18 protein-coding genes are annotated in these 20,952 nt (G+C 71.2%); 10 read left to right on the plus strand and 8 right to left on the minus strand.

Features of this window, described 5'->3' with window-relative positions; genetic code table 11:
* The first annotated feature begins 180 nt into the window (after positions 1-180).
* Positions 181-1,215, plus strand: a complete 1,035-nt coding sequence (locus tag EDF24_RS07805; protein WP_123702052.1) for an NADP-dependent oxidoreductase — start codon at positions 181-183, stop codon at positions 1,213-1,215.
* 3 nt (positions 1,216-1,218) lie between these two features.
* Here the strand turns inward: EDF24_RS07805 and EDF24_RS07810 are convergent, their stop codons facing one another.
* The 5 genes from EDF24_RS07810 to EDF24_RS07830 all read right to left on the minus strand — a co-directional run bounded on the left by EDF24_RS07810 (position 1,219) and on the right by EDF24_RS07830 (position 5,755).
* A complete protein-coding gene (locus tag EDF24_RS07810; RefSeq protein ID WP_123655645.1) occupies positions 1,219-2,094 on the minus strand; it encodes an ABC transporter permease in 876 nt (291 codons plus the stop codon).
* A complete protein-coding gene (locus tag EDF24_RS07815; RefSeq protein WP_123702606.1) occupies positions 2,081-3,004 on the minus strand; it encodes an ABC transporter ATP-binding protein in 924 nt (307 codons plus the stop codon). Before EDF24_RS07815 ends, EDF24_RS07810 begins: the two co-directional genes overlap by 14 nt.
* Before the next feature lie 86 nt (positions 3,005-3,090).
* Positions 3,091-4,164 (minus strand): outer membrane lipoprotein carrier protein LolA, encoded by a 1,074-nt coding sequence (locus tag EDF24_RS07820; protein WP_123702054.1) that lies wholly within the window; start codon positions 4,162-4,164, stop codon positions 3,091-3,093.
* A 116-nt stretch (positions 4,165-4,280) separates the two neighbouring features.
* Positions 4,281-5,123, minus strand: a complete 843-nt coding sequence (locus tag EDF24_RS07825) for a hypothetical protein (protein ID WP_148070853.1) — start codon at positions 5,121-5,123, stop codon at positions 4,281-4,283.
* A 152-nt stretch (positions 5,124-5,275) separates the two neighbouring features.
* Positions 5,276-5,755: a ribose-5-phosphate isomerase gene (locus EDF24_RS07830; protein WP_123702059.1), complete on the minus strand. Its 480-nt coding sequence runs from the start codon at positions 5,753-5,755 to the stop codon at positions 5,276-5,278.
* Positions 5,756-5,832: 77 nt separating this feature from the next.
* On the opposite strand from EDF24_RS07830, the gene EDF24_RS07835 reads away from it, so the two are divergent.
* Positions 5,833-6,795: a sugar-binding transcriptional regulator gene (locus EDF24_RS07835; RefSeq protein ID WP_123655641.1), complete on the plus strand. Its 963-nt coding sequence runs from the start codon at positions 5,833-5,835 to the stop codon at positions 6,793-6,795.
* 246 nt (positions 6,796-7,041) lie between these two features.
* Here the strand turns inward: EDF24_RS07835 and EDF24_RS07840 are convergent, their stop codons facing one another.
* Complete coding sequence (locus tag EDF24_RS07840; protein WP_123702061.1) at positions 7,042-7,569, minus strand: DinB family protein; 528 nt, start codon at positions 7,567-7,569, stop codon at positions 7,042-7,044.
* 198 nt (positions 7,570-7,767) lie between these two features.
* Between EDF24_RS07840 and EDF24_RS07845 the strand changes: the two genes are divergently transcribed.
* Together EDF24_RS07845 and EDF24_RS07850 are read left to right on the plus strand one after the other, a co-directional pair.
* Positions 7,768-9,303, plus strand: coding sequence for an MFS transporter (locus EDF24_RS07845; RefSeq protein WP_123655639.1), 1,536 nt, complete (start codon positions 7,768-7,770; stop codon positions 9,301-9,303).
* Between the two features lie 66 nt (positions 9,304-9,369).
* Entirely contained in the window at positions 9,370-10,026 is a 657-nt protein-coding gene (locus tag EDF24_RS07850) for a histidine phosphatase family protein (protein ID WP_123702063.1), read from the plus strand.
* Positions 10,027-10,114: 88 nt separating this feature from the next.
* Here EDF24_RS07850 and EDF24_RS07855 read toward each other — a convergent pair whose 3' ends face one another.
* On the minus strand, positions 10,115-11,869 hold the full coding sequence (locus EDF24_RS07855) for a glycerol-3-phosphate dehydrogenase/oxidase (RefSeq protein ID WP_123655637.1): 1,755 nt from the start codon (positions 11,867-11,869) through the stop codon (positions 10,115-10,117).
* A 182-nt stretch (positions 11,870-12,051) separates the two neighbouring features.
* Between EDF24_RS07855 and EDF24_RS07860 the strand changes: the two genes are divergently transcribed.
* The 3 genes from EDF24_RS07860 to ald all read left to right on the plus strand — a co-directional run bounded on the left by EDF24_RS07860 (position 12,052) and on the right by ald (position 15,317).
* Positions 12,052-13,014 carry a sugar-binding transcriptional regulator gene (locus tag EDF24_RS07860; protein ID WP_260233383.1) on the plus strand — a complete coding sequence of 321 codons (963 nt, stop codon included), beginning with the start codon at positions 12,052-12,054 and terminating at the stop codon, positions 13,012-13,014.
* 55 nt (positions 13,015-13,069) lie between these two features.
* The gene (locus EDF24_RS07865; RefSeq protein ID WP_123655636.1) at positions 13,070-14,092 is read left to right on the plus strand and encodes an AraC family transcriptional regulator; all 1,023 of its coding nucleotides are present in this window, start codon (positions 13,070-13,072) and stop codon (positions 14,090-14,092) included.
* A 124-nt stretch (positions 14,093-14,216) separates the two neighbouring features.
* Entirely contained in the window at positions 14,217-15,317 is a 1,101-nt protein-coding gene (ald, locus tag EDF24_RS07870; RefSeq protein ID WP_123702608.1) for an alanine dehydrogenase, read from the plus strand.
* A 294-nt stretch (positions 15,318-15,611) separates the two neighbouring features.
* Here ald and EDF24_RS07875 read toward each other — a convergent pair whose 3' ends face one another.
* Positions 15,612-16,415 (minus strand): tryptophan-rich sensory protein, encoded by an 804-nt coding sequence (locus tag EDF24_RS07875; RefSeq protein ID WP_123655634.1) that lies wholly within the window; start codon positions 16,413-16,415, stop codon positions 15,612-15,614.
* 135 nt (positions 16,416-16,550) lie between these two features.
* Here EDF24_RS07875 and EDF24_RS07880 point away from each other — a divergent pair, with 135 nt between their 5' ends.
* The 3 genes from EDF24_RS07880 to EDF24_RS07890 all read left to right on the plus strand — a co-directional run bounded on the left by EDF24_RS07880 (position 16,551) and on the right by EDF24_RS07890 (position 20,952).
* Positions 16,551-17,534, plus strand: coding sequence for a magnesium and cobalt transport protein CorA (locus tag EDF24_RS07880; RefSeq protein WP_123655633.1), 984 nt, complete (start codon positions 16,551-16,553; stop codon positions 17,532-17,534).
* 47 nt (positions 17,535-17,581) lie between these two features.
* A complete protein-coding gene (locus EDF24_RS07885) occupies positions 17,582-19,813 on the plus strand; it encodes an alpha-galactosidase (RefSeq protein ID WP_123702069.1) in 2,232 nt (743 codons plus the stop codon).
* Between the two features lie 173 nt (positions 19,814-19,986).
* Positions 19,987-20,952, plus strand: coding sequence for a carbohydrate ABC transporter permease (locus EDF24_RS07890; RefSeq protein ID WP_260233384.1), 966 nt, complete (start codon positions 19,987-19,989; stop codon positions 20,950-20,952).

The following is a 20,952-nucleotide window of genomic DNA, read 5'->3' on the forward strand; positions in this document are numbered from 1 at the left end:
AACCCGGCGCGCACTGAAGCCGGAGCGCACTGAAGCCGGCCGTCGAATCGCCGCGGCCGTCGGGTCGGACGCACGCCGTGCCTCCCGTCCGGTGCAGCGCAGCTGCCGGTACCCCGGACGCGCAGGCAGTTCCTCGGCAGCGCGAGTAGGCCGGTGCAACAACGTCCGAAGGAGTGCGCCATGCGAACCGGCAGTGCAGTGCAGTACGACCGCTACGGCGGATTCGACGTCGTCGAGCTCGTCACCCAGGAACAGCCGAAGCCCGGACCGGGCGAGGTCGTCGTCGAGGTGTCGGTCGCCGGGTTGAACCACATCGAGCGGTTCCTCCGCGAAGGCCGGCTGCAGGACCACGTCGACCTCGAGTTCCCAGCACACCAGGGCGTCGACTTCGCCGGCGTCGTCCGCGCCCGCGGTACCGAGGTGCGCGACCTGCACGTCGGCGACGAGGTCATGGGGCACGCACCCCACGGCGGCGCGCATGCGACGTGGGTGACCGTCCCGCGCGGCGCGGTCGTGAAGAAGCCCTCCACGATGACGTTCGAGGTCGCGGGCAGCCTGTACCTCGCCGGGTGCACGGCGCTCTCGGTCGTGCGGTCGCTGAAGCTCGGGCCCCAGGACACGGTCGTGATCAGCGCCGCGGCGGGTGGCGTCGGACACATCGAGTGCCAGCTCGCGCACGAGGCCGGCGCGACCGTGATCGGCCTCGGCAGCCCGCGCAACCACGACGCCCTCCGGCAGATCGGCACGCTCCCGGTCGCCTACGGCGACGGGGAGGCGGACCGGATCCGGGAGATCGCCGACGGCCGCCCGATCACCGCCTTCATCGACAACCGGGACGAGGGCGAGAACGCTGCCCTCGCGGAGTCGCTCGGTGCCCCGGAGAAGCGGTTCGTCTCCAGCGAGGACCGGCGCGACCTCGAGATCCGGTTCCTGCGGGCCCCCGGCGACGACCAGGAGGCGATCGAGATGCTCACCACCCTCGGTGACCTGGTGCAGCGGCACAAGGTGCAGTTCATCATCTCGGGGTACTACCCGTTCGAGTACATCGTCGACGCGTACGAGGACCTGGCGGAGATGCACTCGCGCGGCAAGGTCGTGGTCGGCATGCAGCCGGTCGAGACCGGCGCGCGACTGCACTGGTACAAGTCCGAGAAGTCCCGCGACCTCAGGGACCCGGTGTCGAGCGGCACGCCGGCACGGCCCGAGGCGCAGTGAGCGCTAGCTGAGGACGTCCTTCGTCGCGAACCGGCCGTACGCCAGCGTGCCGAAGACCGCGACGTAGCCGAGCTGCAGCAGCGCGTTGCTGCCGAACGAGTCGAACGCGATCGGGTCACGGAGCAGGTCCCCGAACCCGAGCCACTGGTGTGAGAACAGGAACGGGTGCAGCCAGTCCAGCTGCGGGAGCTGGTCGAGCACCTGGGATGCCCCGGCCAGCACCACCGTCGCGGCCATCGCACCGACCGGCACGTTCGTCAGGGACGACGCGAACAGCCCGATCGCGGACAACCCGAGCATCGACAGCGTCACGTAGAGCGCCAGCAGCAGGGCACGACCGGCGTACGACCAGCCGTCGACCTGCGTCCCGGAGAGCAGCGTCACCGGCCCGATCGGGAACAGCGCGGCGCCGATCGCGGCACCGACCAGCACGATGAGGAGCGTCGCGGCGAGGCAGAACGCGACCGCGCCCGCGTACTTGACGAGGATGAACCGGAGGCGCCCGGTCGGCGCGACGAGCAGGTAGCGGATCGTGCCGTGACTGGCCTCGCCCGCGACCGTGTCACCCGCGACGACCCCGACGGTGAGGGGCAGGAACAGCGGGATCGACACCGTGAGCGCCGTGAACGAGACGAACAGGCCGTTGTTCGTGATGTCGCCGAGGAACGCGGGGCCGCCGGAGTCGTCCCCGGTGGTCAGCCGGACCGCGACCGCGATGAGGATCGGGACGAGCGCCAGCGCGCCGAGCATCGCCCACGTGCGGCGACGGCGGAACACGAGCGCGAGCTCGGAGCCGAGCAGCGCGAAGGGCCGGGACCGCGTCGGGGGTGCGGTGCGGGCCGTCTGCGCCGGGGTCGCCGTGCGCTCAGGCTGCGACATCGAAGCCCTCCCCGGTGAGGGCGACGAACAGGTCTTCGAGGGTGCCACCACCGACGGCGATGCCGCGGACCCTGACGTCCGCGCGCACGAGTTCCGCCACGATCGTCTCGGGGAGGAGCTCGGCGGGCAGGTCGGCCACCAGTGCATCGGCGCCGCCGTCGTGCCGCGGGGTCAGCCCGAGCCGCATCAGCACCGACCCGGCCTGACCGAGGTCCGGCGTGTGGACGGTCACCGTGCGTGCGCCGGCGGACCGGAGGTCGTCGAGGGTGCCCTGCGCGACGAGCTTGCCCGTGCGCATGACCCCGGCGTGCGTGCAGACCTGTTCGATCTCGGCGAGCAGGTGGCTCGACACGAACACCGTCGTGCCGTCGTCCGCCAGGGACCGGATGAGGTTGCGGACCTCGCGGGTGCCCTGCGGGTCGAGGCCGTTCGTCGGCTCGTCGAGCACGAGCAGGTCGCGCGGCGAGAGCAGCGCGTTCGCGAGGCCCAGCCGCTGCTTCATGCCGAGCGAGTACGCGTGCGCCTTCTTGTCCGCGGCGTGCGAGAGCCCGACACGGTCGAGTGCCGCCGCGACGCGGGCCTTCCGGGTGCGCGGGTCCGAGGTCGGATCGGCGGCGTCGAAGCGACTGAGGTTCGCGCGGCCGGAGAGGTACGGGTAGAACGCCGGGCCCTCGACGAGCGCACCGACGCGGGGGAGCACCGAGTGCAGCGCCGAGGGCATCGATTCGCCGAGCACCTCGATGGTGCCGCCCGTCGCGGACGACAGGCCGAGCAGTATCCGGATGGTGGTCGTCTTCCCCGAGCCGTTCGGCCCGAGGAACCCGAAGACGGCACCCCGGGGGACGGCGAGATCGATGCCGTCGACCGCGCGTTGCTTGCGGAAGACCTTCTGGAGGCCCGTGGTGCGGATCGCGAAGTCGGCTGCGGTCGTCGGGGCGCCCGCGTCGGTCGTGGCGGGTGCCGCGTCGGTGGTGTCGGGTGCCGGGTCGGTCGGGCTCACTTCGCGGCGGCGACCAGGCTCGACACCGGCACGGCGCCCGCGAGCACACGGCCGTCGTCGGTCAGGTACACGGACACGAGCGAGGTCTGGATCGCACGGCCGCCGTCGACGGCCTTCGTGAGCTGGTTCAGCAGCGTCGAGGCATCGTCACCGAGGCCGCTCTGGTCTGCGGTGCCGGCCGGGAGCTCGGCGATCGTGGACCAGTCCTTGCCGGTCAGCGTCGGAGCGCCGTCGTGGCTCGTGGATCGGTCGCCCTTGCCGGCGCCCGCGTGGTCAGCGGCGTCGGACAGGTCCTTCGTCGTGACCTCCGCGCCGGACGGGGGCGTGAAGTCGAACAGCCGGGACGCCGGTGCGCCGTAGGACAGGCTGGTGAAGCGGACCTGGAACGCCGGGTCGGACTGCCCCTTCGCCTCGATCGCAGCGCGGAGCGGGAGACCGGTCTGCTTGTCCACGGCGAGCTGGACGCTGCCGACGAGGGTGCCGGACGACTTCGGGGTGAGCGTGATCTGCCAGGCGCTCTGCCCGGCGACCTTCGTGGTCGTCGGCTTCGAGACGGTGGTGCTCGGGCGGATCGCGTCGATCGCCTGCTTCGCGATGTCGGCGGGGGTCGTGGTGCCGTCCTGCATCGACTTCGCGGTGTCCGCCGGCAGGGTCACGTGCGTGGCCTGGCGCTCCTTCGAGTCCCACGTCCAGACGTCACTGCCGTTGCGGATGAGGTCCTGCTCGGCGAGCTGCTCCGTCACCTGCACGCGCTGCTTCGTCGCACCGTCGACGTACACGCGCGCGGTGTGCGACGCGGTGAGGAGGCTCAGCGCGTCGGAGGCGTTGCCCTCGAGCGAGGACCCGCCGGACCCGGTGGGGAGTTCCGGGAGGCCGAGGTCGCTGGTCTGCGCGAGCTTGCCCGAGTACTGCGCGCCGGAGGACTTCGCGACGCTGGCGATGACGTCCGCCGCGGTCGGGTTCGCCCCCGCGAGCGGCGTGCTGGCGGCGTTGGCGAGTGCCGGCGCCGCGATGGCCCCGGCGACGACCACCGGCGCGATGACGGCGGGCAGCCATGCGGACTTCTTCATCGGGTTCCCCTCGGTACAGCGTTCGAGTGCTCAGCACACTAGGTCGGGCAACCGACAGTCCGCTGTGCACCCGTCCCGCGCCGCAGTGGCCCGAGCCGCCGACGACCGGAAGGGTGTCACCGCCGGCGAACGTCGACCTCGTCCCCTGACTGCGTGAGGTCAGCATCCACGTCGACCTCGAACACCTCGAGACGACCGTCGGCGAGCACCGCATCGACGAGGCCGCGTGGACCGGCGACGATGGTGGAGTCCCAGTCGATCTCCGATGCCACGACCCACTCGTGGCCCTCCGGCCACAGCATCTGCGGCGTGTGACCGACGTCGAGCCACGACGGACCGCCGAGCTCTGCCACGGAGGTCCGCAGGAGGGCGAAGTCACGACCGGGCCACTCGAGCACCGGCCCAGCGACGACTCCACGCCGGAGGTCCTCGGCCACCCGTGCGTGCATCGCTCGGACGGCCTCAGCCTGCGTCTCGGCGATCTCTCCCGGGGTCGGTTCCTGGTCGCCTCGCCACAGCACACCTGCCGTGGCCGACCCGTTGAGGTCACCCCACCCGGTCCAGACACCCGCGGTGAGGTCCGACGGTGTGTGCGTCGCGACGGCCAGGTGCCGGGCGAGCACCGCGAACTGCTCCGGTGCGCACCAGCCCTGCGGCGGCGGCCAGATCGTCCAGCCGTCGTCGAACGACCGCGGCAACTCGTCCTCCCGACCGACGAGGCGGGACCACTGCACGAGCGGGTGCACCACACGCCCGGTCCGCGCTGCGACGTCCGCCCACCGCAGAGCACGGCCGTCGACCGCGGGGACGCCGGTGGCCGCCTCTCGGTCGGCTGTCGGCGGGTGCAGGATCCTGGCGTACGCCGCGAACCCGATGCCGGCGACGCCGCCCGGTGTCGCCCATCGCCCCACTCGGTCGAGCAGCCACGCCCCTCGCTCGACATCGTCCGTCCACTGCACGGTGCGAGCGTAGGCCCGCCGCACAACCGAGAACAGTCCGCACCACGGACTTCCGTGGCGCGGACTGCTTTTGGTTGTGCGAAGCACGCGAAGCACGCGGGGCCCCGCGACGGTCGGGGCCCGGGCCCGGGCCCGGGCCCGGGCCGCCGACGTCAGACCGCGTCGACCCCGGCGGGGGCGCTGCCGTCGTAGGTGCAGATCGCGGCGACCTTCTCGGCCGACGCCGAGGACGTGTCGAACGAGTACCCGAGCCACTCCTTCGCCAGGCGCCGCGCCAGCTCGACCCCGATCACACGCTGCCCCATGCAGAGCACCTGCGCGTCGTTCGAGAGCACCGAACGCTCGACGCTGTACGAGTCGTGCGCGGTGACGGCCCGGATGCCCGGCACCTTGTTCGCGCTGATCGCCACCCCGAGCCCGGTCCCGCAGATCAGGATCGCCCGGTCGGCATCGCCCGAGGCCACCAGCCGTGCGGCGTCGACCGCCACGTGCGGGTACGCCGTGTGCCCGTCGGCGTCGACACCGACGTCCACGACACTCGACACCCGGTCGTCCGCGAGCAGGTCGCGCTTGATGATCTCCTTGTAGTCGAACCCGGCATCATCCGAGCCGATCACCAGTCGGTACGTCATGCAGGCCAGTCTGCGCGGACGCAGGACATTTGTCCAGCACACAATTTCTGCTGCGCGTGGCGCGCTACGATCACCCCATGTCGGCCGAGACCCCCACCCCGGACGGCGCCCGCAGCCGTTTCCCGCTCGACACCGTCTACCAGGCGGCGCGGATGTACTACCTCGAGGACGCCACGCAGGTGGAGATCGCCGCCCGGCTCGGCGTCTCCCGGCCGACGGTGTCGCGTCTGGTCTCCGAGGCCCGGCGCGCCGGGCTCGTCCGCATCGAGGTCGTCGACCCGTTCCAGGACGAGACGGTCGCACTCGCCGAGCGGCTGCAGGTCGTGCTGGGGCTCCGGGCCGTGCACCTCACGGCGGTCACGCACGCGGCGACGCTCGGCGCCGACCTGGCCGCGCCGGTCGCCGCAGCCGTCGAGGGCATGGCGCTCCAGCCCGGCGACGCGGTCCTGATGTCCTCCGGTCGCACGGTGTACGACGTCGCACGCTCCGGGATGCCGCAGCTCCACGGCGTGCAGCTCGTCCCGACGGTGGGCGGGCAGGCGGACCCGATGCCGTGGTTCCAGACGAACGAGATCACCCGGACGGCCGCGGAGCGCTCCGGTGCGATCCCGGCCTTCCTCTTCGCGCAGGCGCTGCCGTCGGAGGCGATGCGCGCCTCCCTCGACGAGGACCCGGCGTTCCAGCACGTCATCGGGCTCTGGGGTCGGGCGAAGGGCGCGATCCTCGGCATCGGTGCGCCGATCCCGACCCGCGACGCGATGACCCGGGGCATCCCGGTGGAGGACGAGGCGCTCGACCGTGCGGCCGGCGACGTCTGTCTGAACTTCTACGACGCCGACGGGCGGGCGATCGAGTTCGCGGGCAGCGACCGGATGGTGCGCACCGCGCGCGAGGTCCTCTCCGCCGTCCCGCACGTCGTCGGCCTGGCGGTCGGGGAGTCGAAGGTGCCGAGCATCATCGGGGCGGTCCGTGGCGGCCTGGTCAACGAGCTGGTGACGGACGCCGCGACGGGACGCGCCCTGCTGGACGCGCTCGCCTGACCCGACACCACACGGGTGACGCGGCTGCGGCCCCGGACGTGGGACGAGACGGTCTGGAGGCGCGGTGCGGCCCCGACCCGCGCCTCCCGTCCGCAGGTCGGCGCGTTCCCACCCACCGCGCGCTCGTCAGGAGGTGGGAACGCGCGTACCGGGTCGAAAGGAACGACTGCCTACGCGCGTTTCGACTGCCTCCGCGCGTTGGGACTGCCTACGCGCGTTTCGACTGCCTCCGCGCGTTGGGACTGCCTACGCGCGATCCCGCCGCACGTCCCAGAGGTGGTGCACCGGGTCGTGTGCGTAGTAGGTGGCGAGCGTCGCGACGGTGAACGCGCTGCCGTCGGAGCGGAGGCCGGTGCGCTCGAGCTGGTCGTCCCGGACGTCGTCGAACGCCCGGGCCGCGCGGTGGGCGGCCTCGCCGAGCTCGCGCGCAACGGTGGCCGGGTCCTGCTCGCCGTAGTGGTCCTCGATCGCGGTGGCGTCCTGGTCCCAGTTCGGGAACGTCGGGGCGTCCTCGGCGAGCATGAGCGCGAGGCGTTCGGTCATCTTCCGGTGCACGTCGCGGACGTGCGCGCCGTACTCGAGCGCTGACCAGGTGTCCTCGTCCGGACGGTCGCGGACACCGGCCCGCGCGAGCTCGCCGGGCCAGCCGGTCGCGTTCGCCTCGATGATGCCCGGGACGTCGCGGATCGTCACCGTGCTGCCGTCGTAGCCGCACTCGGGGCACGCGCTCTCGATGACCCAGGTCCAGTTCTTCGTGTCCGGTTCGATCGCCATGGGCCGATGTTATGACGTCGTTACTCAGGTTCACGCTTCCGTGTCCTGCTGCGGATCGGGCGTGCCCCTCGTTCGGGTGACACGCCGTTGCCTGGGAATCACCGGCCAATGACATTTCGGTTGCTCGGTAACGTCGTGGCCCGTTCACCGACCCGGTCGATCCGGGTCCGTCCCGAGTCCCGACCCGAGGAGAAACACGTGGGTTCCGATCCCAGCAGTACCGAGCGCCGACGGCCAGCCGAACAGCCGGCCCGTCGGCTCCGCGAGAGCGACGTCACCGTCGTCGACAAGAGCATGATGCGCAAGGCCGTCAGCGGCATGGTCGTCGGCAACACGATGGAGTGGTACGACGTCGGCGTGTACGGCTACCTCGCCGTGACCATGGGGCGGGTGTTCCTGCCGACCGCCGAGCCCGCGGTGCAGATCCTGTTCAGCCTCGGGGTGTTCGCGGCGACGTACGTCGCACGGCCGCTCGGCGGGATCGTGTTCGGGCGCCTCGGGGACCGGATCGGTCGCCAGAAGGTGCTCGCCACGACGCTCATCCTGATGGCGTCGTCGACCTTCCTCATCGGGGCGCTGCCGGCGTACGCGACGATCGGGGTCTTCGCGCCGATCGTCCTCGTCGTGCTCAAGCTCCTGCAGGGCTTCTCGACCGGCGGTGAGTACGCCGGCGCGACCACGTTCGTCACCGAGTACGCCCCCGACCGTCGCCGCGGGTTCTTCGCGAGCATCCTCGACTTCGGCAGCTACATGGGCTTCGCGCTCGGCGCCACGGTGGTGTCCGTGCTGCAGATCACCCTCGGCGACGACGCGATGACCGCGTGGGGCTGGCGGCTGCCGTTCCTGGCCGCCGGTGTGATCGGCGCCGTGGCGATCTGGTTCCGTCTGCGCATCGAGGAGTCCCCGGTGTTCGCCGCGACCCAGGCCGCGCAGGCCGCGTCCTCCGAGGTGCTCGCCGACGCGTCCGGGGACCGCCCCGCGAACGTGTTCGCGATGATCCGCGAGCACTGGCGTCCGATCGTCATCGCGATCATGCTCGTCGCCGCGTCGAACACCGTCGGCTACGCGCTGACCTCGTACATGCCGACGTACCTCACCGACTCGCTCGGGTACTCCGCGCTCGACGGCACGCTCCTCACCATCCCGGTGCTGGTGCTCCTCGCCGTGATGCTGCCGCTGACCGGCAAGCTGTCCGACAAGCTCGGCCGTCGCGTCGTGATGTGGATCGGTGCAGCGACGACCGTCGTGCTCGTCGTCCCCGCGTTCCTGCTCATCGGGCACGGCGAGCAGTGGTCGACGCTGTCCGGCCTCGCGCTCCTGGCGCTGATGACCGCGCTGTGGGTGTCGAACCAGGCGGCGTCGCTGCCGGCGCTGTTCCCGACCTCCACCCGGTACGGCGGGATGGGCTTCGCGTACAACATCGCGATCGCGGTGTTCGGCGGGACGACGCCGCTCATCGTGCAGGCGCTGCTCACGGCGACGGGCGACGAGCTCGCGCCGGCGTACTTCCTGATGGCGATGAGCGTCGTCGGTGCGATCGGGGTGTTCTGCATGAAGGAGTCCTCGCAGCGACCGCTCCCCGGGTCGATGCCCGCGGTGGAGACGGCCGAGGAGGCCCGCGAGCTCGTCCTCACGCAGGACACGAACCCGAACCTCGACCTCGGGGACCTGCCCTTCGCAGCCGAGGACGCGGTCCGGGCGGCCCGGGAGCGGGAGCTGTCCGCGGCACGCTGACGCGCCGCGCACCGACGGTGGCGTCGGGGCCCGGGCCGGGCTCCGAGGCCGCCGTAGGGTGGGAGCATGCGACTGCTGCTCATCCGACACGGCCAGACCCCCGCGAACGTGAACGGCGTCCTCGACGCCGAGGTGCCCGGTCCGGGCCTGACGGAGCTCGGGCAGCAGCAGGCAGCAGCACTGCCGGCGGCGCTCGCGGACCGCGGCATCGAGCGGCTCTTCGTCTCCTCGATGGTCCGGACGCACCACACCGCGGCTCCGCTCGCCGCGGCGCTCGGCATCGACCCCGTGGTGCTCCCGGGCCTCCGCGAGATCGAGGCCGGGGACCTGCAGGGAGCGCGGGACCAGACCTCCGTGCAGCGGTACCTGGCCGCCTGCTACGCGTGGGCGTCGGGGGAGCGCGAGGCCCGGATGCCCGGCGCGGAGACCGGCGAGGACTTCTTCGACCGCTACGACGAGGCCGTCCGGCAGATCGAGGACACCGGCGTCGCGGTCGCCGCGGCGTTCAGCCACGGTGCGGCGATCCGGATCTGGGCCGCCACGACCGCGCAGAACGTGCCGAACGACCTCGGCGCGGACCGGCACCTGGAGAACACCGGCGTCGTCGAGCTCGAGGGGTCGAGTGCCGACGGGTGGCGCCTCGTGGACTGGGAGGGCGAGCCGATGGGCGGCGACGACCTCATCGACCGGACCGCGCAGGACCCGACCGGCGAGCGGTTCTAGACCCGGACACAGACGGAAGGGAGGCCCGGTGCCAGCTGGCACCGGGCCTCCCGTCCGTCAGTGGTGACGACCACCCACCTGGCCGCGACTAGGCGCGGGCGGCGGCTGCCGTCAACGGCACGATCACGCCGTGCGACTCGCGCAGCACGTCGAGGGTGCGCTGGACCTCGTCCGAGCGCTCTTCCGGCGACCAGCCGAGGACGCCGGCGAGCACGTCGGCGAGCTCGTCGAGGAGGTCGATGGTGACGCCACCGACGAACGCGAGGTTCGTGCGGCGGAGCACCACGTCGACCAGGTGCACGGCGTGCTCGTGCTCGGCGAAGTACGCGACCTCGGCGCGGGTCAGCGCAGGGTCGGACTCGAGTGCCTCGACCGGGCCGTCGGTGAGGACGTCCACGACCTCGGCCGCGCGGGTGCCGTAGCGCTCGAGCAGACCCTCGACCAGCTTCGCGTCGAGCCCGTCGCGGTGCGACTTGATCCACAGGGCGCGCTGGGCGTCCGTGGTCGGGTACTCCTTGCCGCCGCCGATGGCCATGCCCGTCGTGTCGACCTTGCGGGCGACACCGAGCTTCGTCGTGGCCTCGGTCGAGAGGTGCGCGGCGAGGGCACGGAACGTCGTCCACTTGCCGCCGACGAGCGACAGCACGGTGCTCTTCGGCAGACCGGCGATGGGGGTGTCCACGATCCGGTAGTCACGGGAGACGAAGCCGGGGGCGGTGTCCTCGTGGCGGGGGAGCGGACGGATGCCGGAGTAGCTGTAGACGATGTGCTCGCGGGTGACGTCGATCTGCGGGAAGACGTGCTTCACGAGACCGAAGAAGTAGTCGATCTCCTCGTCCGTCGTGGTGACCGGCTTCGCGGGGTCGGCGTCGATGTCCGTCGTGCCGATGAGGACCCGGCCCTTGAGCGGGTAGATCAGCACGATGCGGCCGTCGTCGTTCTCGAAGAACAGCTCGCGGCCCTTGGTGGCCTCGAGCAGCTCGTCGTTGTGCACGACGATGTGCGAGCCCTTCGTGCCGCCCATGAACTTGGTCTCGCCGCCGAACGCGCCGTTGGTGAGGTCGGTCCAGGGACCGGAGGCGTTGATCACGACGTCGGCGGTGAAGACGAACTCGTCGCCGGTCTCGCGGTCGCGGAGCAGGACGCCGCCGTCGCGGGTGCCGGCTGCCTCGACGTAGTTCGTGGCGCGGGCGGTGGCCGCGCTGGTGGTGGTCCCGTCGGCGCTCGTGCCGGCCGTGAGGCCGTCCTTGAGGACGTCGAGCGCCAGGCGCTCCGGCTCGTGCACGGAGGCGTCGTAGTAGGTGCCCGTGTACTTGAGGTCCTTGTTCAGGGCCGGCATGTCCGCGAGCGCGGCCTTCTTGGTGCGGAAGACGTGCTTCGGGACCGAGCCGCCGTCACGGGAGAAGGAGTCGTAGATCGTCATGCCGATCTTGATGAGCATCGCGCCGCGCTCCTTCGTGGAGCGCTGCTTGTGCGTGAGCATCCGCAAGGGGGCGTTCATGATGCCGGAGAACGTCGAGAAGATCGGCATCGTCGTCTGCAGCGGCTTGACGTAGTGCGGGGCGATGCGGATCAGGCCGTTGCGCTCCTGCACGCTCTCGCGCACCAGGCGGAACTCGCCGTTCTCGAGGTAGCGGATGCCGCCGTGGATCATGTGGCTCGACGCCGCGGAGGCGCCGGAGGCGTAGTCGCCACGCTCGACGAGCGCGACGTCGACGCCCTGGAGGGCGAGGTCGCGGAAGGTGGCGATGCCGTTGATGCCGCCACCGACGATGAGGACCTGTGCGTTCGGACGCTCGGTGAGGTTCGTCACTGTGCGTCGGGGCTGCGTCGTCTTCGACATGTGCGTACGCGTCGCTTTCTGTGGGTCGGTTCGCTGGGTTCGAGAACGATCGTGCTCCTCCGGTGAGAGGCCGGGCAACTCGCGTGCACGAACGTGCAGCACACGTGTCGACGTGTCCGATTCCGGTTCGGCACGGGCGGTCGGGCTTGCAAGCGCCATGCACGTCCGTGCATGGTTGCTCCATGAGCGATGCCGCCCAACCGATGCGCACGCAGCAGGCCCTGCGGGCCGCGCACCTCTACTACCTGCAGGACCTGACGATGGACGCGATCGCCGACGAACTCGGCACGTCCCGCTCCTCGGTGTCCCGACTGCTCAAGCACGCCAGGGACACCGGACTCGTCGACATCCAGATCCGGTCACCCCTCGACCAGGCCGCAGCGCTCAGCCGGAACATCCGTGCACGGTTCGGCGTGCACGCGCACGTCGTCCCGGTGCCGGACCACACGAGCGACGTCGACCGGCTCGAGCGGGTCGCGCTCTCCGCCGCTCGGATCCTGACCCAGTACATCGAGTCGAACATGGTGATCGGGATCTCCTGGGGCTCGACGGTCAGTGCGGTCAGCCGGTACCTCGTGCCGAAGACCACGCACGGGTCGACGGTCGTGCAGGTGAACGGCGCCGCGAACACCCGCACCACGGGCATCGTCTACGCGTCCGAGATCCTCCGACGCTTCGGCGAGGCGTACGGCGCGCTCGTGCAGCAGTTCCCGGTCCCGGCGTTCTTCGACGACCCCACCACGAAGGCGGCGCTGTTCCGCGAGCGCTCGATCCGCCGCGTGCTCGACCTGCACGAGCGGATGGACGTCGTCGTGTTCGGCGTCGGCGCCCCGCAGGCCCCGGTCCCCTCGCACGTGTACTCCGGCGGGTACCTCGACCCCGCCGACCGCGAGGAACTCACCAAGGCCAAGGTCGTCGGTGACGTCTCCACCGTGTTCTACCGGGCGGACGGGTCCTGGAAGGACATCGGGGTGAACGCCCGCGCCGGTGGGCCGGACCTGGACACGATCAAGCGGGCTCCGCGGCGGATCTGCGTGGTGGCCGGGCGGGGGAAGGCGGCGTCGCTCAAGGGGGCACTGGCCGCCGGGCTGATCACCGACCTCATCCTCGACGAGAGCATCGGGCAGGCGATCCTGCAGAACTGAGCCGGGGGACGCGGATCACGGGTCGCTGTCGGTGGTCGCGCGTACCTTCTCGGCCATGGTGCTTCCCACGGACTCCCGTCCGCCGGCCACGGCGGTGAGCGCCACACCTGTGTCCCCGATCGACGCCGCCGACCGACCCGATCGTCGCTGGTCCAAGCGGCTCGCCGGCACCGACGTCGACCAGGCACTGGCCTTCTTCTCGGCTGGTTACGAGCTCCGCTCCCCGAACGTCCGGCGGACCTCGCCGCGCAGCGCGTGGAGCTTCGCCGGGGTCGGCGACGAGCGGATGTCCCTGCGGACCGCACGCTTCGACGTCGACATCCGGAGCGAGAGTCGCGCGGACGCCGAGTTCATGGTCATCTGGCTGCGCTCGGGCACGAGCACCCTGACCTACGGCGGCCAGTCCGTCGACCTGCAGGCTGGCGTCCCCCTGGTGCTGCCCATCGACGACACCTGGGACCTGCACCACCGGGACATCTCGCTGAACATGGTGCAGCTCGACCGCTCCTTCCTGAGCTCGCTCGCCGGTGAGGACGACTTCGCCTTCGAGCCGATGCAGCGGGCGTCCGGCGACGGACTGCGAGCGTGGCAGCACGCCGTCCGGTCACACTCGGCGACGTGGCTCGACATGGACCACGTCCTCGGTGACGTCGAGCGCCGGGTCGTCGCCGAGTCGTTCGGCACGGCAGCGCTCCGTGCGTTCCCGCGCCGGACCCTCTGGCGCGCCTCGGTGCCCGGCACCGGGCCGGAGCACGCGCGACTGCGCCGGGCGCTGGAGTTCGTGCACGCCCACGCGAACGAGCCGATCGGCACGCCGGAGATCGCCGCGGCCGCGGGGCTCAGCCCCCGCGGGCTGCAGCAGTCGCTCCGCCGGCACCTCGACCAGACGCCGGGGGACCTGTTGCGGCAGGTCCGGCTCGACGGCGCGCACGCGGACCTCCGTCATGCCGACCGTGACGAGGTGTCGGTCGCCGAGATCGCCCGGTCGTGGGGGTTCGGTCACCTCGGCCGGTTCTCCGCCGCGTACCGGTCGCGGTTCGGCGAACTGCCGAGTGAATCGCTCCGCGCCCGGAGCTGAGCAGCCGAATCCCATCGCACGGATCGGGATCTGATCAGCGGGATGTTCGGCCGTAACGCGCCGGACACGCACGAGTGGCTGGATGGTGGTCGCCCGCCGCTCGCAGCCCACGAAGGAGTCCGCCATGCTCATCGGCGTCCCCACCGAGATCAAGAACAACGAGTTCCGCGTCGCCGCCACCCCTGCCGGTGTCGCCGAGCTGACGATGCACGGGCACGACGTGCTCGTGCAGGCCGGGGCCGGTGACGGTTCGTCCTTCCCGGACGCCGAGTACGCCGCCGCCGGTGCGACGATCGTCCCGTCGGCCGCCGAGGTGTGGAGCCGTGCCGGGCTCGTCCTCAAGGTGAAGGAGCCGGTCGCGTCCGAGTACGCGTCGATCCGACCCGGGCAGGTCCTCTTCACCTACCTGCACCTCGCAGCCGACCGCCCGCTGACCTCCGCGTTGATGGACTCCGGCGCGACCGCGATCGCGTACGAGACCGTCCAGCTTCCCGATCGCTCGCTGCCCCTGCTGTCGCCGATGTCCGAGATCGCCGGTCGGCTCTCGGCCCAGGTCGGCGCGAACCACCTGATGCGCGCGAACGGTGGCCGCGGGCTGCTGCTCGGCGGCGTCCCCGGCACGCCGAAGGGCCGCGTGGTCGTCATCGGCGGTGGTGTCGCCGGTGAGCACGCCGCGGCGATGGCGCTCGGGCTCGGTGCCGAGGTCACCGTGTTCGACATCAGCCTGCCGCGCCTGCGGGCACTCGACGCCCGGTTCGACGGGCGCATCACGACCCTCCGGTCCTCGTCGCACGCGATCGCCTCGGCGCTGCAGGACGCGGACCTGGTGATCGGTTCCGTGCTCATCCCCGGGGCGTCGGCGCCGAAGCTCGTCACCGACGCGATGGTCGCGGACATGCGTCCGGGATCGGTGCTCGTGGACATCGCGATCGACCAGGGCGGGTGCTTCGAGGGCTCGCGGCCGACCACGCACGACGACCCGACGTTCCGGGTGCACGACGCCGTGTACTACTGCGTGGCGAACATGCCCGGTGCCGTCCCGCGCACCTCGACCATCGCGCTGACGAACGCGACGCTGCCCTACGCCGTGGCGATCGCGAACCAGGGCTGGGAAGCGGCGCTCGAGTCCGACCCGGCGCTCGCCCGCGGGCTCAACGTGCACGACGGCCACGTGACGAACGAGGCCGTCGCTGCCGCGCACGGGCTGACGGCCGCCGCGCGCTGAGCCGCGGGGCTCTGACGGCAGGCGACGGCGCACCCGCGCACCCGCGCCCGCGCACCCGCACCGGCGCACCCGCGCCGGCCGTCGGGGCACGCGGCGGGGTGAGGGAAGCGACACCGCGTACACGATTGCGCCGCGCAAAGGTGTACGTGGTGTCGCTTTCGTCGCTGCGGGGATGATGTACGCGCATCGGGCGACATCGGATACACGATTGCGTGGCGCATCCGGCCGCGTGGTGTCGCTTTCGTCGCGTGCTCGGCCGCCGCAGCGCGGGGCGCTACCGGACCGCGCGCGGCGCTACCGGACCGCGCGGGGCGCGTGCGCGGCCGGAGCGCGGAAGCCAGCGCGCGCCCGCACGACGAGCGTCACCACGACGGCGAGCGCAGCGGCGACGAGTGCCGCGACCGCGGTCGGCACGGACACCAGGGGGCCGTCGAGCCGCGCGACCGCGACCCACGCCAACCCCCACGCGAGCGACGCCGTCGGAGCCAGGCGCCCACGACCGGCCACGGCGATGAACACCCCGACGAGCCCGGCGACGAGGGCCACGACGACACCCCAGACGTCCTGCGACAGCCCGAAGCCCCGGAAGCCGGCGGCCGTCAGCACCGCGGCCGTGTTCGCCGCCGTCGCGACGCACACCCACCCGAGGTAGAGCCCGAAGGTGCCGTCGGTGACGATGGCCTCGACGATGCCGGAGGGGCGGGTGCGTCGGAGGATGACGAACGTCCACGCGAGGACGGCCAGCAGCGCGACGATGATCGGTTCGCTCAACCAGAGGAAGCCGAACTGTACGGACAGGATCCACGCGGCGTTGAGCAGCAGGGACAGCGTCGCGGGGACGGCGAGCCGGTCGTGGCGGGCCTCGTCACCGCGGCGGGGGAGGAACTGCCACACGGCGAAGGCGATCAGGCCGACGTAGATGACGCTCCAGATGCCGAAGGCCGGCCCGTCGGGGGCGATCGCCGTGGACGACGCCGACAGTGCCCCGCCCGCTGCGTCCTGGATCGGCGTGCCACCGGCGGCGCCGGACCCGATGAACGAGCCCACCACGGCGACGACGGCGCTCGCCGCGATCACGATCTTCCGGAACCATCGCATGGCCACTCCCTTCGTCGACACGCCTTCGTCAGCATGCTGATGACCTGCACGGTAGACGGATCATCCACCCGCGCGTGCAGGCGGGGTCCAGCGAGCGGGGGACATGCGGCCCCGGGACCTGCGTAGGTTGGGGTCGTGACCGTCGAGCTCAACACCGCGTACATCGACCGCATCGCACCGATCGCGAGTCCGACGCTCGACGACACCTTCCGGATGATGCACGAGCAGGACGCCAGCGCCTGCGTGGTCCTCTACCAGCCCGACGCCGTGGAGCTCGGGGACGTCGCGGTCGCCCTCGGACTGCACGAGCTCGCGGTGGAGGACTCCGCCGAGGGCCACCAGCGACCGAAGCTCGAGCGCTACGGCTCGACGCTGTTCGCGGTGCTGAAGCCGGCGCTCTACAACGACCAGCGTGAAGAGGTCGAGTTCGGCGAGGTGCACGCCTTCGTCGGGGAGGACTTCTTCCTGGCCGTCGTGCAGGCCGACCCCCGCGGGAAGCACGTCGTACCGCGAGCACTGCAGCGGATGAGTGGCAAGCCGGGGCTCGTGACCGCGGGGCCGCAAGCGCAGCTGTGGGCGCTGATGGACTCGATCGTGGACGACTACATCCCGGTGATCGAGGGCCTCGAGGAGGACATCAACCAGATCGAGGACCAGCTCTTCGCCGGGGTCGCCGGGGTGTCCCGTCGCATCTACGAGCTGTTCGGGGAGGTCGTCGACTTCCAGCGCGCCGCCCGGCCCCTCATCCACATGATCGAGAACATCCACCGCGGCGCCGAGAAGTACCACCTGCCGGTCGAGATGCAGCGCCGCTTCCGTGACGTCCTCGACCACGCGATCCGGACGGTCGAGCGCATCGACACGTTTCGGCAGCTGCTGCAGAACGCGCTGACGGTCGACGCGACCCTGGCGGCGCAGAAGCAGAACGACGACACGAAGAAGATCTCCGGCTGGGCGGCGATCCTCTTCGCGCCGACCCTCATCGCGGCGATCTACGGCATGAACTTCACGCACATGCCGGAGTTGACGTGGACGTGGGGCTACCCGCTGGCGGTGATCGCGATGGTCGCGTTCGCCGCTGCGCTGTTCGTGGTCTTCAAGGTGAAGCGCTGGTTCTGACGACCTGACATACTTACGCAACAAAAGTAAGCCGACCAGGAGCTCCGATGACGCACTCCCTCGTCCACCTGACCACCGCCGGGGTCTCCCTCGTGCTCGACTGCACCGGGGGTCGCTTGCCCTCGGTGGTGCACTGGGGTGCCGCCCTCGGGGAGTTGTCCACCGAGGACCTGCAGGCGATCGTCACCGCGGGCCGTGAGCCCATCGTGTCGAACGCCGTCGACGAACCGATCCGCGTGGCGATCCTGCCCGAGCCGCACGCCGGCTGGTCCGGGAAGCCGGGCGTGAGCGGGCACCGGGACGGGGAGGACTGGTCACCGCGGTTCACGACGACGAGCATCGACGTGATCGGAGAAGCCCACGAGACACGGGCCCACGAGACGCGGGCCCACGAGACACGGGCCCACGAGGCGCAGGCCCACGAGACGGCAGACAGTGCAGCCGCCCCCACCCGCATCGACGCCGGCCCCGCGACCGTCGTCGTCGAGGCCGCCGATGCCCACGCCCAGCTCGCCGTCCGCCTGGAGATCGAGCTGCTGCCCTCCGGCCTCGTCCGCACCCGCGCCGCCCTCACGAACACCGGCACCGGCACGTACACGGTCGACGACCTCACGGTCGCGCTCCCGATCCCGACCAGGGCCCGAGAGATCCTGGACTTCGCCGGCCGCTGGGGCAAGGAGCGCACCCCGCAGCGCCGCGAGCTCGTGGTCGGCATCCACGAGCGCGAGGGACGGAAGGGCCGCACCGGGGCCGACGCGGCCACGGTCCTGAGCGTCGGCGTCCCCGGGTTCGGCTTCGCCGACGGCGAGCTCTGGGGTGTCCACGCCGCGTGGAGCGGCAACCACCGGCACTTCGCGGAGCGCCTGTTCAACGGCAAGCAGGTCATCGGCGGCGGCGAGCTCCTGCTGCCGGGCGAGGTGCGCCTCGGCACGGGGGAGACCTACGAGGGCCCCTGGCTCCACGGCGCGTACGCGAACGGCCTCGACGAGCAGGCCCGCCGCTTCCACCGGTACCTCCGCAGCCGTCCGCAGCACCCCCGGAGCGTCCGCCCGATGACGATCAACGTCTGGGAGGCGGTCTACTTCGACCACGACCTGGCCCGGCTGGAGGACCTCGCCGACCGGTCCGCCCGCCTCGGCGTGGAGCGCTTCGTCCTCGACGACGGGTGGTTCCGCCACCGTCGCAACGACTTCGCGGGCCTCGGCGACTGGTTCGTCGACGAGGACGTCTGGCCCGACGGGTTGTCGCCGCTCGTCGACCACGTCCGTGCCGCCGGCATGCAGTTCGGCCTGTGGTTCGAGCCGGAGATGATCAACGAGGACAGCGACCTCGCCCGGGCGCACCCGGAGTGGATCATGCAGGCCGACGGACGCCTGCCGGTCCGGTCCAGGCACCAGCAGGTCCTCAACCTCGCGATCCCGGAGGCGTACGAGTACGTGCTCGACCGGATGACCGCGATCATCGACGAGTACCGGATCGACTACGTGAAGTGGGACCACAACCGGGACCTGGTCGAGGCCGGGTACCGGGACGGCGGGGCGGCCGTCCACGAGCAGACCCTGGCGGCGTACCGGCTGATGGCGGCGCTCAAGGACCGTTTCCCGGGGTTCGAGATCGAGTCGTGCTCGTCGGGTGGTTCCCGCGTGGACCTCGGCGTGATCGAGCACACCGACCGCGTCTGGGTCTCGGACTGCATCGACCCGCTCGAGCGGCAGCAGATGAACCGCTGGACGATGCAGCTGCTGCCGGCGGAGCTCCTCGGCTCGCACATCGCCAGCGGCGTGAACCACACGACGGGGCGCTGGCACGACCTGTCCTTCCGTGCGGGCACCGCGCTGTTCGGGCACCTCGGCATCGAGTGGGACCTGTCCAAGGCCACCGCGGCCGAGGAGCGGGACCTCGCCGAGTGGATCGCGCTCTACAAGGACACCCGGGCGCTGCTGCACGGCGGTGACCTGGTGCGCGTCGACCAGGTCGACGACACGCTGAACGTCTACGGCGTGGTCGCGCCGGACCGCCGGGAGGCGATGTTCTTCCTGGCGTCCCTCGCCGCCCCCGAGGTGAGTCTCCGCGGTCGGATCACGTTCCGCGACCTCGACCCGGACGCGCGGTACCGCGTCGACCCGGTGCTCATCGGCAGCGGTGCCGACGGCGTCCGTGCCCCGGAATGGTGGTCCGGTGCGCGGGTCTTCACCGGTCGCGTCCTCGCGTCGGTGGGCCTCGAGGCCCCGGCCACGTACACCGAGCGCGTGGTCCCGTTCCGGCTCACCGCGATCTGATCCGGACCCCGTGACGGCCTGGAGGCTCATGGCGGCGCCGCCACGAGCCTCCAGGCCGTCAGCTGGTCACCACCTCGTCGTGGCGACCTCTTGACACCGCTTTCTTTTGTGGCGACACTAAACCCGTCCGGGGCTGCCACCCGGACGGCAACCACGTTGACGAAGGAGTCACGATGGCCACCGAAACACCCTTGACGGTGCCGGTCCGGCGCAGCCGACCGAGCGCCGACACCGAGACAGCGGCCGGGACCGCCGCTCCGCGGAAGCGACGACCACGCAACGACCTGTGGCTGGCGCTCGCCTTCATCGCACCAGCCGCGATCGGGTTCGCGCTGTTCCTGCTCTGGCCGACGATCCGCGGCATCTACCTGAGCTTCACGTCCTACAACCTGCTCACCCCGCCGGTGTTCACCGGGCTGCAGAACTACGAGCGCCTCGTGCAGGACTCGATCTTCTGGCACTCGATGGCGGTGACGGTCGAGTACGTGCTGCTGAACATCGGGTTCCAGACGGTCCTCGCCCTGTTCATCGCGGTGATGATGCACCGGCTCACGAAGTCCACGTTCGTCCGGGGGATCGTCCTCGCGCCGTACCTGGTGTCGAACGTCGTCGCGGCGCTGATCTGGCTCTGGATCCTCGACACGCAGCTCGGCATCGGCAACGAGGTGCTCTCCGCGCTCGGCATCGGACGCATCCCGTTCCTGCAGAGCGACGTGTGGGGCATCCCGACCATCGCGTTCATCAACGTCTGGCGGAACGTCGGCTACACCGCGCTCCTCATCTTCGCGGGACTGCAGGCCCTGCCGGAGCAGGTCTACGAGGCTGCCCGCATCGACGGTGCGAGCGAGTGGAAGATGTTCTGGCGCATCACGGTGCCGCTCCTCCGCCCGATCCTGTCGCTCGTGCTCATCATCACGACCATCGGGTCGTTCCAGGTGTTCGACACCGTCGCGGTGACCACCCAGGGCGGACCCGCCAACGCCACGAACGTCGTGCAGAACTACATCTACAACCTGGCCTTCGGCCGGTTCCAGTTCGGCTACGCGTCCGCCGTCTCGGTGGCCCTCCTCATCGTCCTCAGCGTCATCACGTTCATCCAGTACCGACTCTCGCGTTCCGGCGAGAGCGATCTGGACTGA

Source organism: Curtobacterium sp. PhB130 (assembly GCF_003755165.1).
Lineage (GTDB): Bacteria > Actinomycetota > Actinomycetes > Actinomycetales > Microbacteriaceae > Curtobacterium.